This window comes from Serratia odorifera, from assembly GCF_041448735.1.
Classification (GTDB): Bacteria; Pseudomonadota; Gammaproteobacteria; order Enterobacterales; family Enterobacteriaceae; genus Serratia_F; species Serratia_F odorifera.
The window spans coordinates 72,306-98,575 of sequence record NZ_JBGMUT010000009.1 but is presented as its reverse complement, the minus strand read 5'-3'; the positions used below and the strand labels follow the sequence as shown (position 1 = coordinate 98,575).

The 26,270-nt window shown below is 56.8% G+C and carries 27 protein-coding genes; 13 read left to right on the top strand and 14 right to left on the bottom strand.

Going from position 1 to position 26,270, the window contains the following annotated elements; translation table 11 throughout:
* Window positions 1-4: 4 nt before the first annotated feature.
* From phnL to phnP, 4 genes are read left to right on the top strand one after another with little or no spacing between them, the layout of a single operon-like run.
* Window positions 5-709, top strand: coding sequence for a phosphonate C-P lyase system protein PhnL (gene phnL, locus ACCC84_RS19065; RefSeq protein WP_004955854.1), 705 nt, complete (start codon window positions 5-7; stop codon window positions 707-709).
* A complete protein-coding gene (gene phnM / locus ACCC84_RS19060; RefSeq protein ID WP_004955856.1) occupies window positions 706-1,842 on the top strand; it encodes an alpha-D-ribose 1-methylphosphonate 5-triphosphate diphosphatase in 1,137 nt (378 codons plus the stop codon). Before phnL ends, phnM begins: the two co-directional genes overlap by 4 nt.
* Window positions 1,842-2,408, top strand: coding sequence for a ribose 1,5-bisphosphokinase (gene phnN, locus ACCC84_RS19055; RefSeq protein WP_004955858.1), 567 nt, complete (start codon window positions 1,842-1,844; stop codon window positions 2,406-2,408). Before phnM ends, phnN begins: the two co-directional genes overlap by 1 nt.
* Entirely contained in the window at window positions 2,399-3,148 is a 750-nt protein-coding gene (gene phnP, locus ACCC84_RS19050; protein ID WP_371902162.1) for a phosphonate metabolism protein PhnP, read from the top strand. Before phnN ends, phnP begins: the two co-directional genes overlap by 10 nt.
* Here phnP and ACCC84_RS19045 read toward each other — a convergent pair.
* Window positions 3,138-3,779, bottom strand: a complete 642-nt coding sequence (locus tag ACCC84_RS19045) for an NAD(P)H-binding protein (RefSeq protein ID WP_004955860.1) — start codon at window positions 3,777-3,779, stop codon at window positions 3,138-3,140. The two genes, phnP and ACCC84_RS19045, sit on opposite strands and share 11 nt — an antisense overlap.
* Before the next feature lie 194 nt (window positions 3,780-3,973).
* On the opposite strand from ACCC84_RS19045, the gene ACCC84_RS19040 reads away from it, so the two are divergent.
* A complete protein-coding gene (locus ACCC84_RS19040) occupies window positions 3,974-4,492 on the top strand; it encodes a type 1 glutamine amidotransferase domain-containing protein (RefSeq protein ID WP_004955861.1) in 519 nt (172 codons plus the stop codon).
* Window positions 4,493-4,531: 39 nt separating this feature from the next.
* Here ACCC84_RS19040 and ACCC84_RS19035 read toward each other — a convergent pair whose 3' ends face one another.
* The gene (locus tag ACCC84_RS19035) at window positions 4,532-4,966 is read right to left on the bottom strand and encodes a YhbP family protein (protein WP_198773192.1); all 435 of its coding nucleotides are present in this window, start codon (window positions 4,964-4,966) and stop codon (window positions 4,532-4,534) included.
* Window positions 4,967-5,388: 422 nt separating this feature from the next.
* Here ACCC84_RS19035 and speFL point away from each other — a divergent pair, with 422 nt between their 5' ends.
* From speFL to potE, 3 genes are all read left to right on the top strand, one after another.
* Complete coding sequence (gene speFL, locus ACCC84_RS19030; RefSeq protein WP_371902161.1) at window positions 5,389-5,499, top strand: leader peptide SpeFL; 111 nt, start codon at window positions 5,389-5,391, stop codon at window positions 5,497-5,499.
* 269 nt (window positions 5,500-5,768) lie between these two features.
* Entirely contained in the window at window positions 5,769-7,931 is a 2,163-nt protein-coding gene (gene speF / locus ACCC84_RS19025; RefSeq protein WP_371902160.1) for an ornithine decarboxylase SpeF, read from the top strand.
* Window positions 7,932-7,992: 61 nt separating this feature from the next.
* Window positions 7,993-9,309: a putrescine-ornithine antiporter gene (potE, locus tag ACCC84_RS19020; RefSeq protein ID WP_039991245.1), complete on the top strand. Its 1,317-nt coding sequence runs from the start codon at window positions 7,993-7,995 to the stop codon at window positions 9,307-9,309.
* Window positions 9,310-9,370: 61 nt separating this feature from the next.
* On the opposite strand, the gene ACCC84_RS19015 is transcribed toward potE, so the two are convergent.
* Entirely contained in the window at window positions 9,371-10,801 is a 1,431-nt protein-coding gene (locus ACCC84_RS19015) for a 6-phospho-beta-glucosidase (RefSeq protein ID WP_371902159.1), read from the bottom strand.
* A 36-nt stretch (window positions 10,802-10,837) separates the two neighbouring features.
* Window positions 10,838-12,277 carry a PTS cellobiose/arbutin/salicin transporter subunit IIBC gene (gene ascF, locus ACCC84_RS19010; protein ID WP_004955872.1) on the bottom strand — a complete coding sequence of 480 codons (1,440 nt, stop codon included), beginning with the start codon at window positions 12,275-12,277 and terminating at the stop codon, window positions 10,838-10,840.
* Between the two features lie 200 nt (window positions 12,278-12,477).
* Between ascF and ACCC84_RS19005 the strand changes: the two genes are divergently transcribed.
* Together ACCC84_RS19005 and ACCC84_RS19000 are read left to right on the top strand one after the other, a co-directional pair.
* Window positions 12,478-13,521 (top strand): LacI family DNA-binding transcriptional regulator, encoded by a 1,044-nt coding sequence (locus ACCC84_RS19005; protein ID WP_198773188.1) that lies wholly within the window; start codon window positions 12,478-12,480, stop codon window positions 13,519-13,521.
* 4 nt (window positions 13,522-13,525) lie between these two features.
* Complete coding sequence (locus ACCC84_RS19000) at window positions 13,526-13,843, top strand: GIY-YIG nuclease family protein (protein WP_147415624.1); 318 nt, start codon at window positions 13,526-13,528, stop codon at window positions 13,841-13,843.
* Here the strand turns inward: ACCC84_RS19000 and ACCC84_RS18995 are convergent.
* Complete coding sequence (locus tag ACCC84_RS18995; protein WP_004955875.1) at window positions 13,830-14,333, bottom strand: GNAT family N-acetyltransferase; 504 nt, start codon at window positions 14,331-14,333, stop codon at window positions 13,830-13,832. The two genes, ACCC84_RS19000 and ACCC84_RS18995, sit on opposite strands and share 14 nt — an antisense overlap.
* Window positions 14,327-14,848, bottom strand: a complete 522-nt coding sequence (gene ubiT / locus ACCC84_RS18990; protein WP_039992444.1) for a ubiquinone anaerobic biosynthesis accessory factor UbiT — start codon at window positions 14,846-14,848, stop codon at window positions 14,327-14,329. Before ubiT ends, ACCC84_RS18995 begins: the two co-directional genes overlap by 7 nt.
* Before the next feature lie 254 nt (window positions 14,849-15,102).
* Between ubiT and ubiU the strand changes: the two genes are divergently transcribed.
* Together ubiU and ACCC84_RS18980 are read left to right on the top strand one after the other, a co-directional pair.
* Window positions 15,103-16,098, top strand: a complete 996-nt coding sequence (ubiU, locus tag ACCC84_RS18985; protein ID WP_088499852.1) for a ubiquinone anaerobic biosynthesis protein UbiU — start codon at window positions 15,103-15,105, stop codon at window positions 16,096-16,098.
* Between the two features lie 11 nt (window positions 16,099-16,109).
* The gene (locus tag ACCC84_RS18980) at window positions 16,110-16,988 is read left to right on the top strand and encodes a U32 family peptidase (protein ID WP_039991251.1); all 879 of its coding nucleotides are present in this window, start codon (window positions 16,110-16,112) and stop codon (window positions 16,986-16,988) included.
* Between the two features lie 184 nt (window positions 16,989-17,172).
* Here ACCC84_RS18980 and ACCC84_RS18975 read toward each other — a convergent pair whose 3' ends face one another.
* The 3 genes from ACCC84_RS18975 to ACCC84_RS18965 are packed head-to-tail and all read right to left on the bottom strand — an operon-like array spanning window position 17,173 to window position 20,416.
* Window positions 17,173-18,312 (bottom strand): ABC transporter permease, encoded by a 1,140-nt coding sequence (locus ACCC84_RS18975; RefSeq protein WP_004955886.1) that lies wholly within the window; start codon window positions 18,310-18,312, stop codon window positions 17,173-17,175.
* Window positions 18,309-19,463 carry an ABC transporter permease gene (locus ACCC84_RS18970; protein ID WP_004955887.1) on the bottom strand — a complete coding sequence of 385 codons (1,155 nt, stop codon included), beginning with the start codon at window positions 19,461-19,463 and terminating at the stop codon, window positions 18,309-18,311. Before ACCC84_RS18970 ends, ACCC84_RS18975 begins: the two co-directional genes overlap by 4 nt.
* Entirely contained in the window at window positions 19,445-20,416 is a 972-nt protein-coding gene (locus ACCC84_RS18965; protein ID WP_004955888.1) for an HlyD family secretion protein, read from the bottom strand. Before ACCC84_RS18965 ends, ACCC84_RS18970 begins: the two co-directional genes overlap by 19 nt.
* A gap of 209 nt (window positions 20,417-20,625) precedes the next feature.
* Between ACCC84_RS18965 and ACCC84_RS18960 the strand changes: the two genes are divergently transcribed.
* Window positions 20,626-21,639: a luciferase-like monooxygenase gene (locus ACCC84_RS18960; RefSeq protein WP_004955891.1), complete on the top strand. Its 1,014-nt coding sequence runs from the start codon at window positions 20,626-20,628 to the stop codon at window positions 21,637-21,639.
* Window positions 21,640-21,668: 29 nt separating this feature from the next.
* Here ACCC84_RS18960 and yedF read toward each other — a convergent pair whose 3' ends face one another.
* From yedF to nlpI, 5 genes are all read right to left on the bottom strand, one after another.
* A complete protein-coding gene (gene yedF / locus ACCC84_RS18955) occupies window positions 21,669-21,908 on the bottom strand; it encodes a sulfurtransferase-like selenium metabolism protein YedF (protein ID WP_198773185.1) in 240 nt (79 codons plus the stop codon).
* Window positions 21,905-23,119 (bottom strand): selenium metabolism membrane protein YedE/FdhT, encoded by a 1,215-nt coding sequence (gene yedE / locus ACCC84_RS18950; protein ID WP_273870620.1) that lies wholly within the window; start codon window positions 23,117-23,119, stop codon window positions 21,905-21,907. Before yedE ends, yedF begins: the two co-directional genes overlap by 4 nt.
* 143 nt (window positions 23,120-23,262) lie before the next feature.
* Window positions 23,263-25,191: a DEAD/DEAH family ATP-dependent RNA helicase gene (locus tag ACCC84_RS18945; RefSeq protein ID WP_004955898.1), complete on the bottom strand. Its 1,929-nt coding sequence runs from the start codon at window positions 25,189-25,191 to the stop codon at window positions 23,263-23,265.
* Window positions 25,181-25,255, bottom strand: coding sequence for a protein YrbN (yrbN, locus tag ACCC84_RS18940; RefSeq protein ID WP_223499600.1), 75 nt, complete (start codon window positions 25,253-25,255; stop codon window positions 25,181-25,183). The genes ACCC84_RS18945 and yrbN overlap by 11 nt, the downstream gene beginning before the upstream one ends.
* Window positions 25,256-25,379: 124 nt before the next feature.
* Entirely contained in the window at window positions 25,380-26,264 is an 885-nt protein-coding gene (gene nlpI / locus ACCC84_RS18935) for a lipoprotein NlpI (protein ID WP_004955899.1), read from the bottom strand.
* Between the last annotated feature and the right edge of the window lie 6 nt (window positions 26,265-26,270).

Sequence of the window (26,270 nt, the reverse complement as noted above, 5' to 3'; positions counted from 1 at the left end):
CAACATGACGCTTAAAATCCGGGTTGAACACCTGAGTAAAACCTTTGTGCTGCACCAGCAGCACGGCACGCGGCTGCCGGTGTTGCATGACGCCAACCTGACGGTCAACAGCGGTGAATGCGTGGTGCTGCACGGCCATTCCGGCAGCGGGAAATCCACGCTGCTGCGGTCGCTGTACGCCAACTATCTGCCGGACAGCGGCCATATCTGGATCGAGCATCAAGGCCAATGGCTGGACGTGGTTCAGGCCGAAGCGCGGCAGATCCTGGCGGTGCGCCGCCATACCGTCGGCTGGGTCAGCCAGTTCCTGCGGGTGATCCCGCGCATCAGCGCGCTGGAAGTGGTGATGCAGCCGTTGCTGGAGCTGGGCGTTGAGCGCGCCGTCTGCCGTGAGCGTGCCGAAGCGCTGCTCAGCCAGCTCAATGTGCCGCAACGCCTGTGGCCGCTGGCACCGTCGACCTTTTCCGGCGGCGAACAGCAGCGGGTCAACATCGCCCGCGGCTTTATCGTCGATTACCCGATTCTGCTGCTGGACGAACCGACCGCCTCGCTCGACAGCCGCAACAGCGCGGCGGTCGTGAAGCTGATTGCCCGGGCGCGACAGCGCGGCGCGGCCATCGTCGGCATTTTCCATGATGAACAGGTCCGCGCACAGGTTGCCGACCGGTTGCACGATATGCAGGCGCCACAGGCGCTGGAGGTTCCGTGATTATTAACAACGTCAAATTGGTGCTTGAGGATCGGGTGGTTAACGGTTCGCTGGAAGTCAGCGACGGGGTGATCCGCAGCTTCGCCGATGGCAGCAGTGGTCTGCCGCAGGCGCTGGACGGTGAAGGCGGCTGGCTGTTGCCGGGGCTGATCGAGCTGCATACCGACAACCTCGACAAGTTTTTCACCCCGCGTCCCAACGTGGACTGGCCGGCGCACTCGGCCATGAGCAGCCACGACGCGCTGATGGTGGCCAACGGCATCACCACGGTGCTGGACGCGGTCGCGATTGGCGACGTGCGCGACGGCGGCCACCGGCTGGACAACCTGCAAAAGATGATCGACGCGGTGATCCACAGTCAGCGCGCCGGCGTCAATCGGGCCGAACACCGGCTGCACCTGCGCTGCGAACTGCCCCACCACAGCACCTTGCCACTGTTTGAACAGCTGATGGATAAGCCGGGCGTATCGCTGGTGTCGTTGATGGACCATTCGCCGGGTCAGCGCCAGTTCGCGGCACATGAAAAATATCGTGAATATTATCAAGGCAAATATAACCTGAACGATGGGGAAATGGACGCGTTCGAACAGGAACAGATCGCCATGTCGGCACGCTGGGCAACCCCCAATCGTGAAGCGATTGCCGCGCATTGCCGGGCGCGCGGCATTGCCCTGGCCAGCCATGACGACGCCACCGCGGCGCACGTCAGCGAGTCCTGCGCTCTGGGTAGCGTAATCGCCGAGTTCCCCACTACCGAAGCCGCCGCCCGCGCGTCGCATCAGCAAGGATTACAGGTGCTGATGGGCGCGCCGAACATCGTACGCGGCGGTTCGCATTCCGGCAACGTGGCGGCGCACCACCTGGCGGCGCTCGGGGTGCTGGACATTCTGTCGTCCGACTATTATCCGGCCAGCCTGCTCGATGCCGCATTCCGCCTTGCCGCCGACCCACGCAATGGCTATGACCTGCCGCAAACGGTGGCGATGGTAACGCGCAATCCGGCGCGGGCGCTGGGGCTAGACGATCGTGGCACCATCGGCGAGGGGCTGCGCGGCGATCTGGTGCTGGCACGCCCGCACGGCGAGCATATTTACGTACAAAACGTCTGGCGCCAGGGCAAGCAGGTGTTCTGATGGCGTATCTCATCTATCTGATGGGCCCGTCCGGCGCGGGCAAAGACAGCCTGCTGGAGCGGTTGCGAGCCGACCCGCACGGCGCACCGCTGGTGGCGCACCGTTATATCACCCGGCCGGCGGCGGCCGGCTGTGAAAATCACATCGCGCTCAGCGAAGTGGAGTTTCTGCGCCGGCGAGCCAACGGCTTGTTTGCCCTCGACTGGCAGGCGCATCAGACCCATTACGCACTGGGGATCGAGGTGGATCTGTGGCTGCTGCAAGGGATCGATGTGGTGGTCAACGGCTCTCGCGCTCATCTGCCACAGGCGCAGCAGCGCTACGGCACGCAGTTGCTGCCGGTATGCCTGCAGGTCGATCCGGCCATTCTGCGCCAGCGATTGCAGCAACGCGGGCGCGAAGACGCCCAGCAGATAGAGCAGCGGCTAACGCGCGCGGCGGCCTATCAGCACGCCTTGCCGCCCGGCTGCCACCGTCTGGATAATAATGGCGATCTGGCCACCACGCTGGCGGCATTGACGGCGCTGCTGGCGCGGCATTCGCATAAGGAAACGTCATGCAATTAACTTTTCTTGGCACCGGTGGCGCGCAGCAGGTGCCGGCATTTGGCTGTGAGTGTCTGGTGTGTCGGCGCGCGCGGCGAGAAGCGGCCTTCCGGCGGCGGGCGTGCAGCGCCATGTTGCAATATAACGGGGAAACCAGCTTGCTGGATGCGGGATTGACGTCGTTGGAACGGCGATTTTCGGCGGGGCAAATTCAACGTTTTTTACTGACACATTACCACATGGATCACGTTCAGGGGCTATTTCATTTGCGTTGGGGGTGCGGAAATTCCATTCCGGTGTACGGGCCGCCCGATCCTCAAGGCTGCGACGATCTGTTCAAACACCCCGGGATCCTCGACTTTCAGCCGCCATTGGCGCCGTTTGTCAGCGTGGAGCTTGGCGGCCTGCAGATCACGCCGCTGCCGCTGATCCACTCAAAACCGACCCACGGATATCTGATTCAAACGCCGGGCAAGGCGCTGGCCTATCTTACCGATACCGTCGGCCTGCCACCGCAGACCGCGCGTTTCCTGCAACATGTGTCGCTGGATCTGCTGGTGCTGGATTGCAGCCTGCCACCGCAGGCGCAGGCGCCGCGCAACCATAACGATCTGACCCGCGCGCTGGAGATCCAGCAGCGCTTGCAGCCGCGCCGTACCCTGCTGACGCACATCAGCCATCAGCTCGATTTATGGTTGCTCGACAACCCCTTGCCTGGCGGCCTGGAATTGGCGTTTGATAATCTCAGCGTCAGTGTGTGACGGAGTGAAAACAGCGCAACTGGTTGGATTCTAATACCTTTACCCCGTTACCGGCGCTGAACGCCTGTTCCATCATGGTCTGCGCCACGTCTTTGGCGGCGATCGCTTTCCATTTGCCCGGCAGCAGATTGAACAGCGGCTGGGCGATACGCTCCATCAAGCGTGGCGTCGGCCTCTGGCCCAGCAGCATTGACGGCCGCACCAGCGTCAGGCGCGGCCAGCCCTGCTCACGCAGCGCCTGTTCCATTTCACCCTTGGTGCGATTGTACAGAAAGGTCGAGCGCGTGCTGGCGCCCAATGCGCTCACCGCCAGACAGTGCTGCGCCCCCAGCCGGCGGCCGGTCAGCGCGCTTTCCACCACCAGCGTATAATCCACATAGTGGAAATTGCCGTCGCTGCCGGCCTCGCGTCGGGTGGTGCCGAGACAGCAGAACACCATGTCGACCGGCTGATCCAGTCCGGTCAGTAATTGAAACAGATCGTCGCCGACCGGATTGTGCAATTTGTCATGTGGCGGCAACGGCTTGCGCGTTGGCGCGACGATCGCCGTTACCTGCCGATTGGCCTGCAACAGACGCAATAACTCACCGCCCACCAGTCCGGTAGCGCCAATAATCAGTACCCGTGCCATAAGCCCTCCCGTGCCGAGTTAGCTACTCGATTTCAGTATAAGTGATTTGCTGCTGTCACACCCTGTTACGTGTTGTGCATGGCGACAAACCGCGCCATGCCGCGGCCGGTGGGGTTTTCTGCCCGTTCGGGGTTGAGAATGACGCCCGGCGCCCCTAGCCTTATAAGACGGTCATTGATCAGAAGGAGGAAAATGTGAGCAAGAAAATTGCGGTGCTGATTACCGATGAATTTGAAGACGCCGAATTTACCTCTCCCGCCGACGCTTTTCGCCAGGCGGGGCATCAGGTGATCACCATTGAAAAACAGGCCGGTAAAACCGTTAAGGGCAAAAAAGGCGAGGCCAGCGTAACCATCGACAAATCGATCGATGAGGTACAAACCGCCGATTTCGACGCCCTGCTGTTGCCCGGCGGCCATTCGCCCGATGCGCTGCGCGCTGACGATCGCTTCGTCGAGTTTACTCGACAGTTTGCCGACAGCGGCAGACCGATTTTCGCCATCTGCCACGGGCCGCAGCTGCTGATCAGCGCCGATGCGGTACGCGGGCGCAAACTCACCACGGTCAAACCGGTGGTGGTCGACGTGAAAAACGCCGGTGCCGATTACTACGACAAGGAAGTGGTGGTGGATAACGATACGCTGGTCACCAGCCGCACGCCGGAGGATTTACCGGCCTTTAACCGTGAATCGCTGCGCATATTGGCGCAGTAATTATCCAGCCGGGGGCGCAGCCTGCGCCCCTTCATACCGTTAATCACGCTGCCAATACAGTTTTTTGCCAAAGCCCAGCGCATTGTCGGTCATTTTGACCTCCAGCAGATCAAGCTGCCACAGCGTCGCCTTCATTGCCTTGGCGATCGGGAAACGCCGGCAGTAGCGCGCACGCGCCAACGCCTCGTCGTCACCGCTCAGCTCGGTGACCAGGCCGCGATACTGCACGCCCTTGATCAGGGCGATGGTTTTTGGCCGTGGCGCAATGGTGCCCACCACGCTGGGGTTGTGTTGCATCAGCACCCCATGCCGGGTGTGCGGCTCGGTCATCAGCCACAGCGCCATGCGTTCGGCATCGAAGACGTAAAAACAATTGGCGCACCACATGTCGAGGCCATGGCCGGCGCACAGCGTCAATACGTGCTGCTTGCCAAGAAAGCGGCTGATGTGTCGTTGGTCTTCACTCTGTTCCACGCGTGTCTCCTTAGTCGCCTTGTTATCTTAACGCGCTTTATTGAAGCCAGTCACAATCGTCAGAAATTTCTTCATTACCAACAATCGAATAAAAATACATTAAAAACACATTTCCATTCAATTGAGATTAAAGATAAAAAATAACAAACAGAAAACAAGCGTGATTTATTCTGATGACATTCCTCGCGACTTGCGCTCGCTATTACCGTTACTGAGTTCGGTAATCGCGTTTATGCCGTTTATTGGCCTCTGCGCCGTATCAATTTATTCACATACTGAATAGGTCATTTGGCAAGGTTATGCAATCATCTGCATAAAAAATGAATAGTTATTTAATTTAACGGCAAAATTAGTGACTGCAATCACATTTTTTGCCGTTTTCGGCGTTAAAATGACGCCATCGTTTCACTCATACCAGGTGGATGAAAATGGAAAACAACAATAGAAAATGGGCGCATATCAGGCGCACGACTCACTTAATGATGATGGCACACCGCAGTTGCTTTAGCTTCGCATTCTTCAACTACAGATAACTCTCCTCTTCGTTTCTTATTAGTTAATCGGAACGATCGCCGCTTTATTCGTTGATCCGCATTGTGCGACGGCTTCACTATGTCAATTATTCAATGACGTGGGTGGCACAGTGATTTCGTTTAATTAATAACAACACTATCCCATTTAAAAAATAAAACCGCGCAGTGCCATACAAGCATTGCCAAGGATCTGTATTTTTATTTTTACGGGAATATTTTTCAGTGAATCATCGATTCGCTGCGGGATATTTCTGCCCAAAGGAAAAAAAATGAAAAGCTTGAAAATTGCCGCTAACCTTTCAACCCGAAGCTGCTTTCAAACCCACCGGGAAATCATTGATGTGCATCACACTGATTTTACCGATATTGCCGCAGTGGTACTTTCTGCCAACGATGTTCAACAGGGAATGGTGGCGAAAATAGCAGAACGCGGCCTGAATATTCCGCTGTTTGCCGCCATCTGCTGTGAAGAAGAGCTGGATAACGCTATCTTGCCAGCCCTGCATGGCGTCTTCGAATTGTGCGGCAAAAATACGCAGTTCTATGGCAAGCAGCTGGAAGCGGCGGCAGTAAAATATGAAAGCGAACTGTTGCCGCCATTCTTTAATACGCTGACCCAATACGTTGAAATGGGCAACGCAACCTTCGCCTGTCCCGGCCATCAGGGCGGTGAGTTTTTCCGTAAGCACCCGGCAGGCCGGCAGTTTTTTGACTTCTATGGCGAAACGCTGTTCCGTTCGGACATGTGCAACGCTGACGTTAAGCTGGGGGATCTGCTGATCCACGAAGGGGCGCCCTGTGATGCACAAAAACATGCGGCGAAGGTCTTCAACGCTGACAAAACCTATTTTGTGCTCAACGGAACCTCAGCCTCCAATAAGGTAGTGACCAACGCCTTATTGACGCGTGGCGATCTGGTGCTGTTCGATCGTAATAACCATAAATCCAACCACCACGGGGCGTTGATCCAGGCAGGCGCAACGCCGGTTTATCTGGAAACGGCCCGCAACCCGTTTGGTTTTATCGGCGGCATCGATGCGCACTGTTTCGAGGAACGCTATCTGCGCCAGCAGATCCAGGAAGTGGCACCGGAACGTGCTAACCAGCCACGGCCGTTCCGGCTGGCGATCATTCAATTAGGTACTTACGACGGCACCATCTATAACGCGCGCCAGGTGGTAGACAAGATAGGCCATCTTTGCGATTACATTTTGTTCGACTCGGCCTGGGTCGGCTACGAGCAGTTTATTCCGATGATGAAAGACTGCTCGCCACTGCTGTTGGAGCTGACGGAAAACGATCCGGGCATCATCGTCACCCAATCGGTGCACAAGCAGCAGGCTGGCTTCTCGCAAACCTCGCAGATTCATAAAAAAGATAAACATATCAAAGGGCAACAGCGCTATTGCAACCATAAGCGTTTCAATAATGCCTTTATGCTACATGCTTCCACCAGCCCGTTTTATCCGCTGTTTGCGGCACTCGACGTCAACGCCAAAATGCACGAAGGTCAAAGCGGACAGCGTTTGTGGAAGGAGTGCGTACGGATTGGTATTGAAGCACGCAAAATGCTGCTGGATACCTGTCAGTTGATCAAACCGTTCGTCCCGGTGCAAATCGAAGGCCGGCCATGGCAATCATATGATACGGAAACCATGGCCGACGATCTGCGTTTCTTTAACTTCGTGCCCGGCGAGAAATGGCATGCCTTTGATGGTTACGCACAATCACAGTATTTCGTCGATCCGTGCAAACTGTTGCTGACGACCCCAGGGATCGACAGTGAAACGGGCGCCTACAGCCGTTTTGGCATACCGGCTACCATCCTTGCCAATTACCTGCGTGAAAACGGTATTGTTCCAGAAAAATGCGATCTCAATTCAATTCTGTTCCTGCTGACGCCGGCGGAAGACATCGCCAAGATGCAGCATCTGGTGGCGCTGATTGCACGCTTTGAACAACATATTGAACAGGATTCTCCGCTCAGTGAAGTGTTGCCGACGGTATATAAAAACCACCAGCAGCGTTATTTAAATTATACCTTACGTCAACTTTGCCAGGAAATGCATGATTTATACGTCAGCTATGACGTGAAAGAGTTGCAAAAGGAAATGTTCCGCAAAAAACATTTCCCACGGGTGGTAATGAATCCACAGGATGCCAATACACAATTTGTTCGCGGTAATGTGGAATTGGTTTCACTCGCCAAATCGGAAGGGCGAATTGCCGCGGAAGGCGCGCTTCCTTATCCTCCTGGCGTGTTGTGCGTGGTGCCTGGTGAAATATGGGGCGGTGCGGCACAGCGTTATTTCCTGGCTCTTGAGGAGGGTATCAACTTATTACCCGGCTTCGCACCTGAACTGCAGGGTGTTTATATCCAGCAGGACGAAGACGGCTGGCAACGCGCTTATGGTTATGTGATTAAAGATTAATTCCCCTTACAAGACGGTGAGCTTTCACCGTCACGATCGCATGATAAAAGAGAGAATGATCATGAGTAAGTCAAAGAACAAAATGGGCGTGGTTCAGTTAACCATTCTCACCGCTGTCAACATGATGGGATCCGGCATAATTATGCTGCCGACCAAGCTGGCCGAGGTAGGCACCATTTCCATCGTTTCATGGCTGGTTACCGCCGTCGGTTCGATGGCGCTGGCCTATGCCTTTGCCAAATGCGGCATGTTCAGTCGTAAATCCGGTGGCATGGGCGGTTATGCCGAGTACGCGTTCGGTAAATCCGGCAATTTCATGGCCAACTATACCTACGGCGTTTCCTTGCTGATTGCCAACATTGCCATCGCCATTTCTGCCGTTGGGTACGGCACCGAACTGTTCGGCGTTAATCTGACGCCGATTGGCATCTGCATCGCCACGATCTGTGTGCTGTGGATAGCAACCGTCGCCAACTTTGGCGGTGCCCGCATCACCGGGCAAATCAGCGGCATCACCGTTTGGGGGGTGATTATCCCGGTGGTCGGCATTTCGGTCATCGGCTGGCACTGGTTCAGCGGCGACGCCTATCTGGCCGCCTGGAACCCACACGCCGTGCCGACCTTTGAAGCGATTGGCGCATCGATTTCCATGACATTGTGGGCATTCCTGGGGCTGGAATCGGCCTGCGCCAATACCGACGTGGTGGAAAACCCCGAGCGCAACGTGCCGATCGCCGTGCTCGGCGGTACACTGGGCGCCGCGGTGATTTATATCGTGTCCACCAACGTGATCGCCGGCATTGTGCCCAATATGGATCTTGCCAATTCTACCGCGCCGTTCGGCTTGGCGTTCTCGCACATGTTCAACCCTACCGTCGGCAAGATAATCATGGCACTGATGATAATGTCCTGCGTCGGTTCGCTGCTTGGCTGGCAATTCACCATTGCGCAGGTGTTCAAATCCTCCGCCGACAGCGGCTTCTTCCCGAAAATTTTCTCGAAGCTGAGCAAAGCCGATGCGCCGGTCAAAGGCATGTTGACCATCGTTGTCATTCAGAGCGTGCTGTCCCTGATGACCATCAGCCCATCGCTCAACAAGCAGTTCAACGTGCTGGTCAATCTGGCGGTGGTCACCAACATCATCCCTTATATTTTGTCGATGGCAGCACTGGTGATCATCCAGAAAGTCGCCAAGGTGCCGGAAAACAAGGCGCGGATCGCCAACGTCATTGCCGGTATTGGCGCCCTTTACAGTTTCTACGCGCTCTATAGTTCGGGAGAGGAAGCCATGATGTGGGGAGCGATCGCCACCTTCCTAGGCTGGACGCTCTACGGCATGGTTTCACCACGTTTTGAAATGATGGATAAAAAAGGCTGATAATCGCCAGCATTAAAAAATGGGCGCAAAAGCGCCCATTCTTGCGTTCGTGCCGGGGTGATTAGGTTAAATCCGCGCCGTTACTGGCGATGACTTTTTGGTACCAATAGAACGATTTTTTTCTGGTTCTCGCCAGCGTGCCGTTCCCCTGGTCGTCACGATCGACATGGACAAAGCCATAGCGTTTGCTCATTTCCCCGGTGGAGGCGGAAACCAGATCGATACACCCCCAAGAGGTATATCCCATCACCGGCACACCGTCTTCAATGGCGTCGGCCATCGCTTTGATATGCTCGCGCAAATAGCTGATACGGTAGTCGTCGTCAATTTCACCCTGCTGATTGAACTCGTCTTTCGCGCCCAAGCCGTTTTCCACCAGGAATAGCGGTTTTTGGTAGCGGTCATACATCATGTTCATGGTGATGCGCAGGCCAAGGGGATCGATGCCCCAGCCCCATTCGCTGGCGAGAATATGCGGATTCTTCAGCGACTTGACCACGTTGGCGGCGCTGCTGTTGTGCTCGTTCATCTCGGCCGATGCGCAGCGCGAAGCGTAGTAGCTGAAGGAAACGAAATCGACGCTGTTTTTGAGGATCTCGCTGTCGCCGGGTTGCATCTCGAGCGTCACGCCCTTTTCCCGCAGCAGCCGTTGCGTATAGGCGGGGTAAGCCCCACGCGCCTGTACATCGATGAAAAACAGGTTTTCGCGGTCTTTTTCCAACGCCGCCCAGACATCTTCCGGCTTGCACGACCAGGGGTAAAAAATGCCGCCGGCCAGCATGCAGCCTACCTGATTGTGCGGATTGACCTCATGGGCAATTTTAGTCGCCAGTGCACTCGCCAATAATTCATGATGAGCCGCCTGATATTTCACCTGCTCCTGATGCTCGCCGTCCTCAAACACCAGCCCGGCACCTGAAAACGGGCTGTGCAGCAAGATGTTGATTTCATTAAAGGTGAGCCAATACTTCACCAGGCCATCAAACGCCTCAAAGCAGCTGCGGGCATAGTGGGTAAAAAACGCCACCATTTTACGATTACGCCACGATCCGTATTCCTGCACCAGATGCATCGGCACGTCAAAATGGCACAGCGTCACCAACGGTTCGATACCGTGCTTTTGGCATTCGCGGAATACATCGCGATAAAAGGCGATGCCTTGCGCATTGGGCTGCGTTTCATCCCCGCGCGGAAACAGTCGGCTCCAGGCGATCGAGGTGCGGAATACGCTAAACCCCATTTCCGCCATCAGCGCGATATCCTCTTTATAACGATGATAAAAATCGATGCCTACATGGCTGGGATAGAACTCATCCTCACGCAGCGTGAAACGCTGTTCCTGCCCCAGCTTTACCGCCAGCCGGTGAGCGCCATGAGGGATCATGTCGATCGTGCTCAGCCCTTTGCCGCCTTCACGGTAGGCGCCCTCGGCCTGGTTGGCAGCTAACGCACCACCCCATAAAAAGTCTGCGGGGAAAACAGATGCTGACATACTACACCTCTTGTTGATTATGTATTTTCATCATGGTCATACCGAGAGTGCCGGCGCGGTGGCGGCTTTTTCACTTTGCGCCTCCTGCTCAACGGGAATATCTTCAAACCCTAGCAGCAGCGTAAGAATAAACGACAGCACTACCGCCAGGATCATCACGCCAAACACCCAGACAATGGTCATCGGATTGCTCGGGTCGAAGAACTGCACGCTGGTGAACAGGCCCGGTGACGCCATCGAATGGCTAGCCAATCCGGCAATCCCGGCCACCCCACCACAGACAAAACCACTGATCAACGCCGCCACCAGCGGGCGCTTCAGGCGGACCGCCACGCCGTACAACGCAGGCTCTGAAATACCGGCCACGATAGCCGATGCCGCGGCAGCCAACGCCGTCTGGCGCAGTTCCGGATTTTTGGTGCGCCAGGCCACCGCCAGCGATGAGCCGCCCAGCGAAAGATTGGCGCCAATCTCTGACGGCATCACCATGCCTTCCTTGCCGGTTTCCGCGATGGTCTGAATAATGGTTGGCGTAAACACGCGATGCATGCCGGTCATCACCAGCAACGGCCAGAGACCGCCCATAATGGCCACCGATAACCACCCCAGATAGTTATGAATGGTATAGACCAACGCAGAAATACCGCTGCCGATCCAGATACCCAGCGGGCCAATCAGCAGGATGGCGATCGGTGCCGCAATCAGCACGATCAGCATCGGTTTGAGGAAATTTTTCGTCACCGCCGGCGTAATGCGATCGACCCATTTTTCAATGTATGACAACAGCCAGGTCATGCACAGCGCCGGGATGACCGTGTAGGTGTATTTTACTGCGGTGATCGATAAGCCGATAAATTCCACCTGCTGGCCCTGAGCGGCCTTGGCCATTAAATCGATAAAAGAGGGATGCACCAGCACCCCGGCAATGGCGATGGCCAACGACATGTTGGTTTTGAATTTTATCGCGGCAGAAGCGGCCACCATCACCGGCAGGAAGAAGAATGCCCCGTCACCGATCACGTTCAGCACGATCAAGGTTGAAGAGCCTGGGCTGAATACGCCGGTCATATCCAGGATCATGGCGAGCAACTTCACCATCGACCCACCGATAATCGCCGGAATCAGCGGTGACATGGTGCCAATCAACGCATCCAGAATACCGGCGCCGATGCGTTTCAGGGTGATTTTACCTTTTGGCGGCGAAGGTTGCTGCGCCACCGCCTGGTCGGGTAATAACTTCACCACTTCGGCATAGGCCTGTGAAACCGTATTGCCGATGATCACCTGACACTGGTTTTCACTTCTGACCACGCCCAATACCCCGGCGATCGCCTTCAAACCGGCGCTATCGACCACGCTGTCATCGTTAAGCACGAAACGTAAGCGCGTCATGCAATGCGTCACTGCCGCAATATTGCTCGCTCCCCCAACTGCTTCCACTATCGATCGTGATACCGCCGCATAATTCTTTGCCATGAGGATAACTCTCACAAATAGGTAACCGGTTTCACACGAGATTGATAATATTGACTGGCAATATCAATTTATATTTTTTATTTTTACCCGATTTGAGAAGTTGATCAACATACATGCCGCGCAATAATCTGCGCGATGCCCTGCTCAGGCGCGGTGGAATGTGTAGAATATGGGGCAAGTCAGCAAGCCAGGAAAACGCCATGTCAACCATGCAGGAAGTAGCCAACAAAGCAGGCGTCTCAAAGGCCACGGTTTCACGTGTGCTGTCCGGTAAAGGGTACGTCAGCGAGGCCACCCGGGATCAGGTGTATAAAGCCATTGAAGCGGCAGGTTATCGCCCTAATTTGCTGGCACGAAATCTGGCGACCAATAAGTCGCAATGCATTGGCCTGGTGGTTACTAATACCCTGTATAACGGCAGTTATTTCAGCGAACTACTGTCCCAGGCGGCACAAAAGCTGGAAGATAATGGCCGGCAGCTGATTCTGGTCGACGGCAAGCACAGCGCCGAAGAAGAGCAGGAAGCGATCCAGTTTCTGCTGGATTTACAATGTGATGCGGTGATTCTCTATCCACGTTTCTTAACCATCGACGTGATAGACGAGATTATCGAGCAGGTTAAGCAACCGATCATGGTGGCGAATCGCCGGCTGAGAAAGAACCAAAGCCACTGCATTTGTTGCGATCACAAAGGTGCCAGTTTTAACGCCACCGCATATCTGATTGAGCAGGGCCACCGCGATATCGCCTTTATTACCGGTTCGCTGGATTCTCCGACCGCCATCGAACGCTTATCCGGTTACAAAGAGGCCCTGACCCGGTTCAATATCCCCGTGCAGGAACGGCGCATCATCAAGGGCAAATGGACGCCGGCCTGCGGCGCCGCAGCGGTAGCCAGCCTGCTGCACGACAACATCCCGTTTAGCGCCTTACTGGCCAGTAACGACGACATGGCGATTGGCGCCATCAAGCAGCTGACCGATCGAGGCATTGCCGTACCGGGTCAGGTGTCTGTGATTGGTTTCGATAATATTCCAACCGCGCCCTATCTGACGCCGGCCTTGACCAGCGTTAAAGATCCGGTCAGCGACATGATCAACGAAGTGATCAATCGGTTGATTGCCATGCTCGACGGCGGCTATTTGTCAAAAGACACGCTTTTTAGCTCGCAACTTATCGTCAGGGATTCGGTCGCCCATGGCCCTTTCTGGGGTGGCGATCGGCGCGGACTCGGCGAGGAATAACCGCATGTCACATGACGCTGGCAGTCCCCCTGGCATAACCTGGCATCTGTATATGCTGCGCCTGCCCAACGGCATGCTGTATACCGGCATCACCACCGATGTACCGCGGCGCTTGGCACAGCATCAGGCCGGTAAGGGGGCAAAATCGCTACGCGGCAAAGGGGAGCTGACGTTGGTATTCCACTGTCCGGCGGGGGATCGATCGTTGGCGCTACGCCTGGAGTATCGGGTTAAGCAACTGAGCAAACAGCAAAAAGAGAGGCTGGTGTCACACCCGCCCCTCTCGCTGGAACACCTGCTACCGCAGGTTAAAATCGATTGAACGGCGCGGCATAGGCAACCAGGCCGTTGACGCCGGTCAGCGCATCTTCCCCCAGCGGGTACACCTGAAATGCCTGCTCCGTTTCCGGCCAGCGGCAATGCAAGTCGTAGTCGGCAGCTCTTTTAAAGCCAAAGCGGCCGTAATACTCCGGCTCTCCCAACACGACTACTGCGGCGTAACTGAACTCGTTCAACGCGTCCAGCCCTTCGTAGACCAGCTTTTCACCCAGCCCTTGCCGGCGCAGGCTTTCGTCCACCGCCAGCGGCGCCAGGCCAACCCACTGCCGATCCTCTCCGGCCACCTCGACCGGACTGAAGGCGGCATAGCCAACCACGCCGCCCTCGTCATCGGTGGCCACAATACCCAGGGTCAGCAAGCCGTCCTCACGCAGTTGCTGCACCAAGTCGGCCTCATCATCTCCGCCGAAAGCGCGGCGCAGCAGATTGTCGATGCCAGCGGCGTCTACCGGAATTTCTACGCGTATCAGCATGATGCCATCACACGGTCAGACTGCACCGTGCCCTCCTGCATACCCGCTTCGATAAAGTCCGCCAACTGCAGCAAGCCCATGCGCAGCGGCGCCGGCATCGTGTCCAGTTCGATGGCGTCCATCAGATTTTTTACATACAGGCCCAATTCGGTGTCCCCTTCTATCCGCAGCCGACGCTGGAAGAACAGCGTGTCAGGATCCTGCTTGCGTGCCGCGATCAGCACCAGATCGTTGGCGTCGCCGCTGAAACTGACATCTGCCTGCGCGTGCTGGCTGACAACCAGCCGATCGTTTTCGACCGTCATAAACCAGTGTAGCGCCAGATCGCGCACTTCGATCTTCAACCAGCGCGATTCGAGGAATGCCAGATCGCCGTCCTCGAGCGCCTGGCGGAACTGCCAGCCCAGCACCTGTTGCAACAGTTGGCGTTGCAGAGCAAACGGCGTGAGTTTTAACGGTGCGCGCAATAGCGACGGCCCTTGACGCACAATGCGTGCTCGTAGTTTTTCCAACACGATCATCCACTCCTTTCAACTCGGTCTACGGTCATTTTGCCACAACGGTGCCCAGCTTCAGCGGCCTACATCAACAAATAGTGCAATTCAGTGCGCGTCACACCGCCTATCAATACGCCAGAAACTGCCTCAAATCAAAACCTGTTAACCGCAGCTTCACTAAAATCGTCCACCCGATAACAAAAAATGCCGACGGAAAACACCGTGTGGCGACCATCATCACGGCGTAAAACCCGCTGGAGCAGGATAAGACCATGGAACTGCTTTGTCCCGCCGGTAATTTGCCGGCCCTGAAGGCTGCGGTCGATAACGGCGCTGACGCCGTGTACATCGGCCTGAAAGACGACACCAACGCGCGACACTTTGCCGGGCTCAATTTTACCGAAAAAAAACTGCAACAGGCGGCAGATTACGTACATCAGCACCGCCGCAAGCTGCACATCGCGATAAATACCTTCGCGCATCCGGACGGTTTTTCACGTTGGCAACGCGCCGTCGATATGGCCGCGCAACTGGGCGCCGACGCGCTGATCCTGGCGGATCTGGCGATGCTGGAATACGCCGCCGAACGCTATCCGCAGATTGAACGCCACGTTTCGGTACAGGCGTCCGCCACCAATGAAGAAGCGATTCGCTTTTATCAACGCCATTTCGCGGTACATCGCGTGGTGCTGCCACGCGTGCTGTCGATGCACCAGGTTAAACAACTGGCGCGCACCAGTCCGGTACCGCTGGAGGTGTTTGCCTTCGGCAGTCTGTGCATCATGGCCGAAGGCCGCTGCTATCTGTCCTCTTACCTGACCGGGGAATCACCCAATACCGTCGGCGCCTGTTCGCCCGCGCGCTTTGTACGTTGGCAGCAAACGCCGCAGGGCATGGAATCACGGCTGAACGATGTGCTGATAGACCGCTATCAGGATGGCGAAAATGCCGGTTATCCAACGCTGTGCAAAGGCCGTTACCTGGTGGACGACGTGCGCTATCACGCCCTGGAAGAGCCCACCAGCCTTAATACCCTGGAGCTGTTGCCAGAGCTGCTGGCCGCCAATATCGCCTCGGTGAAGATCGAAGGCCGTCAGCGCAGTCCGGCGTATGTCAGCCAGGTAGCACGCGTCTGGCGACAGGCTATTGACCGTTGCATCGCCGATCCAACCGGCTATCGGGCCGACAGCGCCTGGATGGAGACGCTCGGCGCGATGTCCGAAGGCTCGCAGACCACGCTTGGCGCCTATCACCGCAAATGGCAATAGCAGGAGTGACCATGAAATATGCATTGGGGCCGGTACTCTACTACTGGCCAAAAGACGACGTTGAAGCGTTTTATCAGCAGGCAATCCACAGCAGTGCCGATATTATTTACCTGGGCGAAAGCGTCTGTACCAAACGACGGGAGTTGAAGGTCGCCGACTGGTTGGCGCTGGCACAGGCCATCGCACAGTCCGGCAAGCAGGTGGTGCTCACCACGCTGGCGCTGTTGCAGGCCCCCTCCGAGCTCAACGAGCTGAAACGCTATGTCGAAAACGGCGAGTTTCTGATTGAGGCCAACGACCTTGGCACGGTGAATATGGCGGCAGAGCGCGGCTTGCCGTTTGTCGCCGGCCACGCGCTCAATTGTTATAACGCCTACACGCTGCGCCTGCTGCACAGGCAGGGCATGATGCGCTGGTGTATGCCGGTCGAACTGTCGCGCGACTGGCTGGTCAATCTGCTGGCGCAGTGTGAAACCCTGGGCTTTCGGCAGCAGTTTGAGGTCGAAGTGCTGAGTTATGGCTATCTGCCGCTGGCCTATTCGGCGCGCTGCTTCACCGCCCGCTCGGAAAACCGTGGCAAGGATGAGTGCGAAACCTGCTGTATCAAATACCCGCAGGGCCGCAGTATGCGATCGCAGGAAAATCAGCAGGTGTTCGTGCTAAACGGCATCCAGACCATGAGCGGCTATTGCTACAATCTGGGCAACGAACTGCATGGCATGCAGGGATTGGTAGACATCGTACGCCTGTCGCCGCAGGGAGTAGACACGCTGGCGATGCTCGAGCGCTTTCGTGCCAATCAACGAGGCGACGCCCCGCTGACGCTGACCAACGATGCCGACTGCAACGGTTACTGGCAGCGCGTCGCCGGGCTGGAGCTGGTGCAATAAGCTGTTCATCACGGAATTTGGCAATGCTTGCAGGCTACGCACAAGCATTGCCACGCCGTTTTGGTTCCGCAGTCGGCACCGGTTGATGTTTTAAAACATCGCTGGCAGCACCCAGGGTAAAATCCTTTTCGGCCGACAGCAAAGGGGGTTACCAACGACGGCGCTCTACGCCATTGCGCCAACGCTAGGCTCGTCGCCTACGGAACAGGTTGCGCAGCGCCACGCTGTTGCGCATCAAGCCAACGGCAATGCCAATGGCGGTATACAGCGCCCCCAACAGCAGCAGCATTGCCACGTCGCCCCACACGTCACGCAGCGGCACGCCCATCTGGTTCACGCCAGCTATCGCTTTGGTCGCCCAGGTCGAGGGAATCATTGACGAAATGGCGCGCACCCAGCCCGGCATCGCCTGTAGCGGCCAAATGGTGCCGGAAAGATAAAACACCGGCGTGGTGATAAACGACAGCGTCAGGTAAATCATTTCCACGCTGCGCAGGCATTCGGTCACCAGCTTGCCCAGCCCCAACACCGCCAGCAGGAAGGGGAACGTCAGCAGCAGTATCTCCGGGATCGCCGCCGCCTGCCGGTATCCCAGCACCCACGGCCACAAGACAAACAGCACGATCGACAAGAACAGCCAGATCGGCAGCAATGCCGACAGTCCGCCAAGATACACCGGCAGAGAGGGCTTGCCGCCCGGTGCGCTTTTCAGCGCGATGCTGACGCGCACGCTGGCGATCAGCAACGAGTGCTGTAGCAACATCACCAACAGGCCAGGGAAGATAATTGCCGCAAAACTGATGCCAGGGTTAAACAGATCCAGCGTCTGGCCCTGAATCGGCGTCAACACCACCTTAGCCTGCCGTTCGCTAAAGCCGTTTCGCAACAGCAGCTCGGTATTGTATTCATTGAGCAACTGCTGGTAAGCGGCAACCACGTCCTGTTGAATCTGCCCATTGGCCAACCGGTTGGTGGCGTCACCGAACACCGGAATAACCAGGCTTTCCCCGTGCAGGATTTTCTTTTCGAGATCCACCGGCATGATGATGATGGCAAACAGTTCGCGCCAGCCCAGATCGCGCTTGGCATCGTCCAGATTGTCATAGATCTTGATAGCGATTTTTGAGGTGGCATCCAGCTGGCGGATCAGCTGGCGGCTGGCGGTGCTGTGATCCTGATCGACCACCGCCACCGGCAAATCCCACACCGTGCGGTTGGCGTAAACCATACTCATGATGCACAGCGACAGCACCAGCATCAGCCACATCGGCCGTTCCAGCATGCCGATCAGCACCCGGCTAAAGGTCTGCCAGAAACTTTTCATGCCGCACTCTCCTGTTTCGCCAGACGTTTCAACAGCCGGTTACGCACCAGCAATGCCGTCACCAACGGATACACCAGCAACAGGGCACACACGCCGAAAATCGCCCGCGCCGGCACCTGGCGCAGGAACACGTCGAACATGGCATACAGCGCATGGGTCAGGGGTTCGATATTGGAGATAATCCGCGCCGGCAACGGCATTGACAGCTCCGGCACCGCCATCCCCGAAAAGGTCAGCGCGATACTGACCAGGATGCCGATCAGGCTGTAGGCGGTAATGGCGCTGCCGGTAAAGGTATACAGCAGCAAACCGACGCTCTGGGCGGCAATCACGTAAAAGAAGCCGATCAACAGCATAAACAGCGGGTTGCCACTGACGCGCGCGTCGAAAATCCCCACCAGCGCTGCGATCTCCACCATCAGCAGCGTAGTGAAACAGAGGGTATACGGCGCCAGTTTGCCCAACAGCGCCAGGCTGAACGGCCGCGCTTTCAGCAGGGATTTGCTGCGCGCCAGGACGTAGATCATGCAGGTCACGACGAACAGCTGCAGCAGGTGAATGGTGGCGGCAAACTGCTGGTAATAAATATAACTGCCGCTGGCATTGAACAGACTGCCGTAATTGAGCGTGACGTTGGCCAACGGCGGCAGCGTTTTACCCATTTCACCGGCGATAATCGAGCGGTAGTTGCCGTTGGTTTCGCTTATCAGCCCGGCGAAATCCTGCGTGGAATACAGCCCAGCGCCGTAGAACAACGCGTTGTAATACAGCACGATGCTCGGCTGTTTGCCCGCCAGCACATTGGCTTCAAAATCCGGTGGCACATACAGCAGCGCGTAATCCTGCGCGCTGCGCAAACGGCGCAACGATTCATCCATGCCGCCGTCATAGGCCGCGACATGGGCGTGAGAGCCGGCATCCAACTTGCGCACCAGCGACTTCGACAGCGGGCTGTGATCGCTGTCGACCACCGACACCGGCAAGTCCAGCAGCGTGCCCTCGGAAAAGTTGCTGCTGATCAGACCGAACAGCAGCAGCGGGAACAGCCAGCCGAGCCAGTGAATTACCGGGCTGCGCAGAGCAATGCGGCACTCGCTGTCGAACGCGTGGCTGAAGCAGCGCCAGCAGGCCCTCAGTCTTTCCATTGCCATAAGGTACTCATCCCCGGTCGCAGCCCTTCAACCGGCTGCGCCGGATACAGACGCACCTCGAAGGTTTTCAGATCGAAATCGCCGGTGGCGCGGGTGGCGCGCTTGGTGGCGTAATCCCCCAATGGCGCGATGTAACGAACCTCGGCCTCGATGGTTTTGTCTTGCAGCGCCGGCACGCGCAGCGACACTTTATCGCCTTTGCGCACATGGGCCAGGATGTCTTCCCGCAGGTTGAAGACAAAATAGGCATCTGGCACGCGGATCAGCGTCAGCAGCGGGCTGGAGGCGTTAAGCAACTCCCCCACTTCCGCCGGGATCGGCCCCACTTCGCCATCCACCGGCGCTTTGACCTGCAGATCGTCGGTTTGCGCCTTCACTTCCAGCAGGTTTTCTTCTGCCGCCCGCAGCGCCGCCGCGTATTGTTGCCGCAGTTCAATACGATCGCCGTTAATGCCTTCATCCAGATTGGCCTTCGCTGCCAACACCTGTTGATAGGCGCTATCCCGTGCGCGCCGCGAGTTATCCAGCTCGGAGCGGGAAACATATCCTTTGGCGGCCACGCTCTGATTGCGATCGTAATCGCGCTGCGCATTGCGCAGTTCGGCCTGCGCTTGCGCCAGACTGGCACGCAGATTGCGGATGCTTTCTTCACGGGTACCGTGCAGCGATTGCTCAAGCTGCGCCTTGGCCTCATCGCGCGATGCCTGTGCGGAACGCAGTTGCGCCATCAGTTCCGGGCTGTCGAGCTGAATCATCAGTTGCCCGCTTTTGACATCGTCGCCCCGCTCAACCAAACGTTCAATCACTCGCCCTTTGGCTTTGGAAGCCACGATTACTTCCGGTGCGTCCACTTCACCCTGCAATAACAGATACTGGTTGTGCGCGCGGAACAGTACCGCCATGGCGATAACGATCACCACCAGCAACAGGGTAAATAAGGTCTTTTTTTTCATGCACTCGGCTCCCTGAACGGTACGCGGCGGGGGGAAAGGTAACGGTCCATATTCGCTGAATCTCCTAACATGTCATTTCTGTAGCAAGGATATCACAAGCACGGATATCCCCTTTTATAACCGCAATTTGAATTATGCTTTTAACGTTAACTTGCAGATTGCTGCACTCGCCCTTTACGCGATAACACTTTAGCCAATGGACGAATAACATGACTGAAACCACACGGGTACCGCTTTCGGTACTGGATCTTTCCCCGATCCCGGCCGGCGCCAAACCGCGCGATGCATTCCACAGCTCTTTAGATTTAGCACAACATGCTGAAAAGTGGGGCTTCCAACGCTATTGGTTAGCGGAACATCACAATATGACCGGCATCGGCAGCGCCGCCACCTCGGTATTGCTGGGCTACCTGGCTGCCGGCACGCACAGCATCCGCCTCGGTTCTGGCGGAGTGATGTTGCCAAACCATGCGCCGCTGGTGATCGCCGAGCAGTTTGGCACGCTGGAATCGCTGTATCCCGGACGCATCGATCTGGGGCTGGGCCGCGCGCCCGGTACCGATCAGCGCACCATGATGGCGCTGCGCCGTCACCTGTCGGGGGAAGTGGACAACTTCCCGCGCGACGTGCAAGAGCTGCAACATTACTTTGGCGAAGTGCAGCCGGGCCAGGCGGTACAGGCGGTGCCGGGGCAAGGCCTGCATGTGCCAATCTGGCTGTTGGGATCCAGCCTGTACAGTGCGCAGCTGGCGGCCAAGCTGGGGCTGCCGTTCGCCTTTGCCTCCCACTTTGCGCCAGACATGCTGTTCCAGGCCTTGAAGCTGTACCGTGAAAACTATCAGCCATCCGAGCGCTGGCCGCAGCCACATGCCATGGTATGCGTCAACGTGGTGGCCGCCGACAGTGACAACGATGCGCGTTTCCTGTTTACCTCGATGCAGCAACAGTTCATCAACCTGCGCCGCGGCTCGCCAGGCCCGCTGCCGGCACCGGTCGACAATATTCATGCGCTGTGGACCGCCGGCGAACAATACGGCGTTGAACAGGCGCTAAGCATGTCGATCATTGGCGATCAAACTACCGTACGCCACGGTCTGCAAACGCTGCTGCGGGAAACCGAAGCCGATGAAATCATGGTTAACGGCCAGATCTTCGATCACCAGGCGCGTCTGCGTTCGTTTGAGATTGTGTCGACGGTCAAAGACGACCTGCGCAAGGGCTAAACAATCGGGCGCCGCACGGCGCCCTGATTTTAGCGTTGAATAAGATAGCGAATGGTTGGCCCGTCCTGCTGAATGTCCAGCACCTGATAGCCATGATTGCGCGCGTCGAGCGGAATATTGTTGATCGACTGCGGGCAATCGCTGATCACTTCCAGCACCTCGCCCGGCTTGAGTTGCGGCATTGCCTCCAGCGTGGCGACCGCCGGATAGGGGCACGGCTCGCCCAGCATGTCCAACCGGTAATCCGGCACTATCGTTGGTTGTTTCATGGCACACTCCTCAGATTAACCACCTGCGCCTGCGGTCTGGCGCGGAAAAAGCGTTTTTCCCACCACAGCATGGCGATGAACGCCAACCCCAGCAGCAGGTAGGTGACCAGCAGGCCGCCAAGCGGGCCGAAGGTGTCCAGCAAATTGACCTTGTCATAGTCGGTGGCCAACGCCGGGGCCAGATCGTCCCAATAATAGGCCAGCAGCGTCGCCCCGATGATATTGCCAAGCCCGACCCACCAGTAATGAATTTGCCCTTCGACCGCGCGGTACATCCAGCCGGTTTCGCAGCCGCCCGCCAGCACGATGCCAAAACCAAACAGCAACCCACCCAGCACCGCGTTCGGGCCGGCCCACATAATCTTGGGCGATACGCCAAGCTGAACATAGCTGAAGATGCCTATCGCGCTGACCGCCATCCCCAGAATAATCGCCTTGGCCATGTGGGTGCGACCGGTGATCCACAAATCACGGAACGCCGAGGTGAAGCAGATCTGCGCACGCTCAATCAACAGACCGAAGCCGATACCAAACAGCATGGCGATGCCGAGCTTCGGCGCGTCAAACAGCGTCCACAGCGACCAGGCCACGGCCAGCAGGAATACCAGCATGCCGAGCCGAAAACGGCGACGTGCCTGCTGCGGTTGCTGCGTCAATGGTGCCGCCGCGCGCACCTTCTGCAATTTCACCGGGATACGAAACAGCGGCAATAGGGTAAATTTGGCGCCGAAGTACGACCCCACCGCGGTCGCCAGCGCAAAGAACCAGGCGTGCAGCGAAAACTGCGGAATACCGGTAAAGAAAGCGGCAAGGTTACACCCCATCGCCAAACGCGCGCCAAAGCCGGCAATGATGCCGCCCAACAGCGCCTGCACGATACGAATGCGGTGCTGCGGCCGTCGCAGCTTAACATTGTTGGCCCACAACGCGGCGGCAATGCAACCGGCGAACATGCCGATAATCATCCGCCCATCGATGCGTTGTAGCGGCGTCCCCTCAAGGCCGATAAGTTTGAAGTACCCCCATTGTTCCGGGTGAAAGCCGAGCCACTGCAACAGGTGACCGCCCCAACGGGTAAATTCACCGGTCACCGCCCAGAAGGTGCCGGTCAGGCCGAAATAATAGGTGGCAAGGATCCCTGCGGCGATCACCGCCGGTAGCGGCGCCCAAAAGCGCACCAGGTATTGCGATTTGAATTGCTGCCAGCTCATGGCATCTCCTATGCATCACATCCATGAATAATAACCAGATGAATGATACGTCATTAACCGCAGCAATCCCTCTTTTCAGACGTAAAAAAACCAGCCCGAGGGCTGGTTTTCATCATGACTTAGCGCGAACGATAAATCAGTGCTTATGCGTCACCGAAACGACGACGTGGAGTGGCTGGCGCTGCATCGTCACGACGCGGTGCGCGGTCACGGTTGAAGTTACCACCGCCACGACGTTCGCCACCGGCTGCATTTCCGCCTTCACGACGCTCGCCGAAAGAACGACGCGGTGCGCCTTCACGACGTTCGCCGTTGAAAGGACGACCGTTGCCGCGACGTTCGCCACCGGCGTTACCGCCTTCGCGACGCTCACGACGTTCATGCGGCTGAGCATCGCCCAACAGTTGCATATTCATCGGCTTGTTCAGAATGCGGGTGCGCGTGAAGTGATTCAGGATCTCGCCCGGCATGCCTTTTGGCAGTTCGATGGTGGAGTGGGAACCAAACAGCTTGATGTTACCGATGTAACGGCTGCTGATGTCGCCTTCGTTGGCAATCGCACCAACGATATGACGCACTTCCACGCCGTCATCACGGCCCACTTCGATGCGGTACAGCTGCATTTCACCCACGTCACGACGTTCGCGACGCTGTGGACGCTCACCGCCGTCACGGCTATCACGACGACGGTCACCGCCGCGATCGTCACGGTCGTTGAATTCACGACGTTGACGCGGTTTGAACACCGGATCCGGTGGCAGGATCAGTGGACGTTCGCCCTGTGCCATCTTCAGCAATGCTGCTGCCAGCGTTTCGATGTCCAGCTCTTCTTCCGGCTGCAGTTTAGCCAGCAACGCGCGGTACATGTCCAGATCGCTGCTTTCCAGCTGCTGCTGAACCTTAGCGGCGAACTTGGCCAGACGGCGTTGACCCAGCAGTTCTGCGTTCGGCAGCTCAACCTCAGGGATCGTCAGCTTCATGGTGCGTTCAATGTTGCGCAGCAGGCGGCGTTCGCGGTTTTCCACGAACAGCAGCGCACGGCCAGCGCGGCCAGCACGACCGGTACGGCCGATACGGTGAACGTAAGATTCGGAATCCATCGGGATATCGTAGTTGACTACCAGGCTGATACGCTCAACGTCCAGGCCACGGGCCGCAACGTCGGTAGCAATCAGGATATCCAGACGACCGTCTTTCAAACGCTCCAGGGTCTGCTCACGCAGCGCCTGGTTCATGTCGCCATTCAGCGCGGCGCTGCTGTAACCGCTGCGCTCCAGCGCTTCGGCCACTTCCAGCGTGGCGTTTTTGGTACGCACGAAGATGATGGCTGCATCAAAGTCTTCGGCTTCCAGGAAACGCACCAGCGCTTCGTTTTTACGCATGCCCTGTGCAGTCCAGTAGCTCTGGCTGATGTCAGGACGGGTAGTGATGCTGGATTGAATGCGCACTTCCTGCGGCTCTTTCATAAAGCGGCGGGTAATGCGACGAATCGCTTCCGGCATAGTAGCGGAGAACAGCGCGGTCTGATGTTCAGCCGGGATTTCCGCCATGATGGTTTCTACGTCTTCGATAAAGCCCATGCGCAGCATTTCGTCAGCTTCATCCAGCACCAGACCGCTCAGGTTAGAGAGGTTCAGGGTGCCGCGTTTCAGGTGGTCCAGCAGACGGCCCGGGGTACCCACTACGATTTGTGGGCCCTGGCGCAGGGCGCGCAGCTGCACGTCGTAACGCTGGCCGCCGTACAGAGCCACAACGTTAACGCCGTTCATGTGTTTGGAGAAATCGGTCATCGCTTCGGCAACCTGAACCGCCAGTTCGCGGGTCGGGGCCAGCACCAGAATCTGTGGTGCCTTCAGGGAAGCGTCGAGGTTATGCAGCAGTGGCAGCGAGAACGCCGCAGTTTTACCGCTGCCGGTTTGTGCCATACCCAGCACATCGCGACCGTTCAACAGGTGAGGAATACACTCAGCCTGGATCGGTGACGGTTTTTCATAGCCCAGATCGGTCAGGGCGGAAATGATAGGAGCAGACAGCCCCAGGTCAGCAAAAGAGGTTTCAAGCTCAGTAGTCATGTACACGTGCCTCATTAATAATGGCAGCCAGTCTACATAACTCGTCGAGAAAATTTTCAGTCATTTTCATTGAAAAGTGTGAACCGGCTCAAATTAGATTATAAAACGAACAAAAAAGCCCTCACCCGTGAAGGCGATAGCTATGGTCGGTTAAACCAAGGTCTATCAGGCTGTTAGATGTTCGTCAGCTATTGCTGGTCCGATTCCGATAGGTCGTCTTGTTCTTGGCCCAAAAGCGCCAATTCCAACAATGCATAGCGGTGCTCAACAAAGTTATGAACGTTGTTAGCCACCGTCAGTTTGAACAGCGCCGAAGCGGTGTCCTTGTCCCCCAGACTCAGGTAGTGTTTACCCAAATAGAAGTCAGTTTCACTGAGATGCTCAGCGAGCGAAGTGTTATCCGTTGCATCCGCCTTGAGGCTTTCCATCAGCGTTTTTTCGCTGATCTTACCCAGGTAGAATTCGACAATTTTCCATCCCCATTGCCCTCGGTCCGCTTTGTCGTAACGCTGTTGAAGCGCTACGTCAGCCTTCTTGGGATCGATTTCTCGTTCCACAAGATACAGCCACAACGAACGGAAGGGATCATTTGGGTCGTCTTGATAAAACGCCAGCAGATCATCCTGCGCCAACGGGAAGCGGCCGCCATAATACAATGCGATGCCCCGGTTTAAACGCGCGTAATTGTAAGTTGGATCAAGCTCTAGTACAGAATCAAACGCTTCATAGGCAGCATCAAAATTGCCCGCCTGCGTTAAGTAAATGCCCAGGTAGTTGAAAACTTCCGGCATATCGGGACGTATCGCCAGCGCTTGTGAAAAGTCATTGCGCGCCAGTGCACGTAACCCAAGACTATCATACAGCACACCGCGCTCATATAAAAGCTGCGCGCGCTCATCGTCCGTCAGTGCCCGACTGGCAAGTATTTGTTCCATGCGCGCCAGGATCACTTCCTGCTGCAACGTAGGCTGCAACGGGATAGCCAGAACGTCATCTTTACGCCAATCATTGTTGCTGCATCCTGCCAGCATGAGCGCTGTCGCAACGTAACACCAGCGTAAGAAAGGCTTCATTTCCCA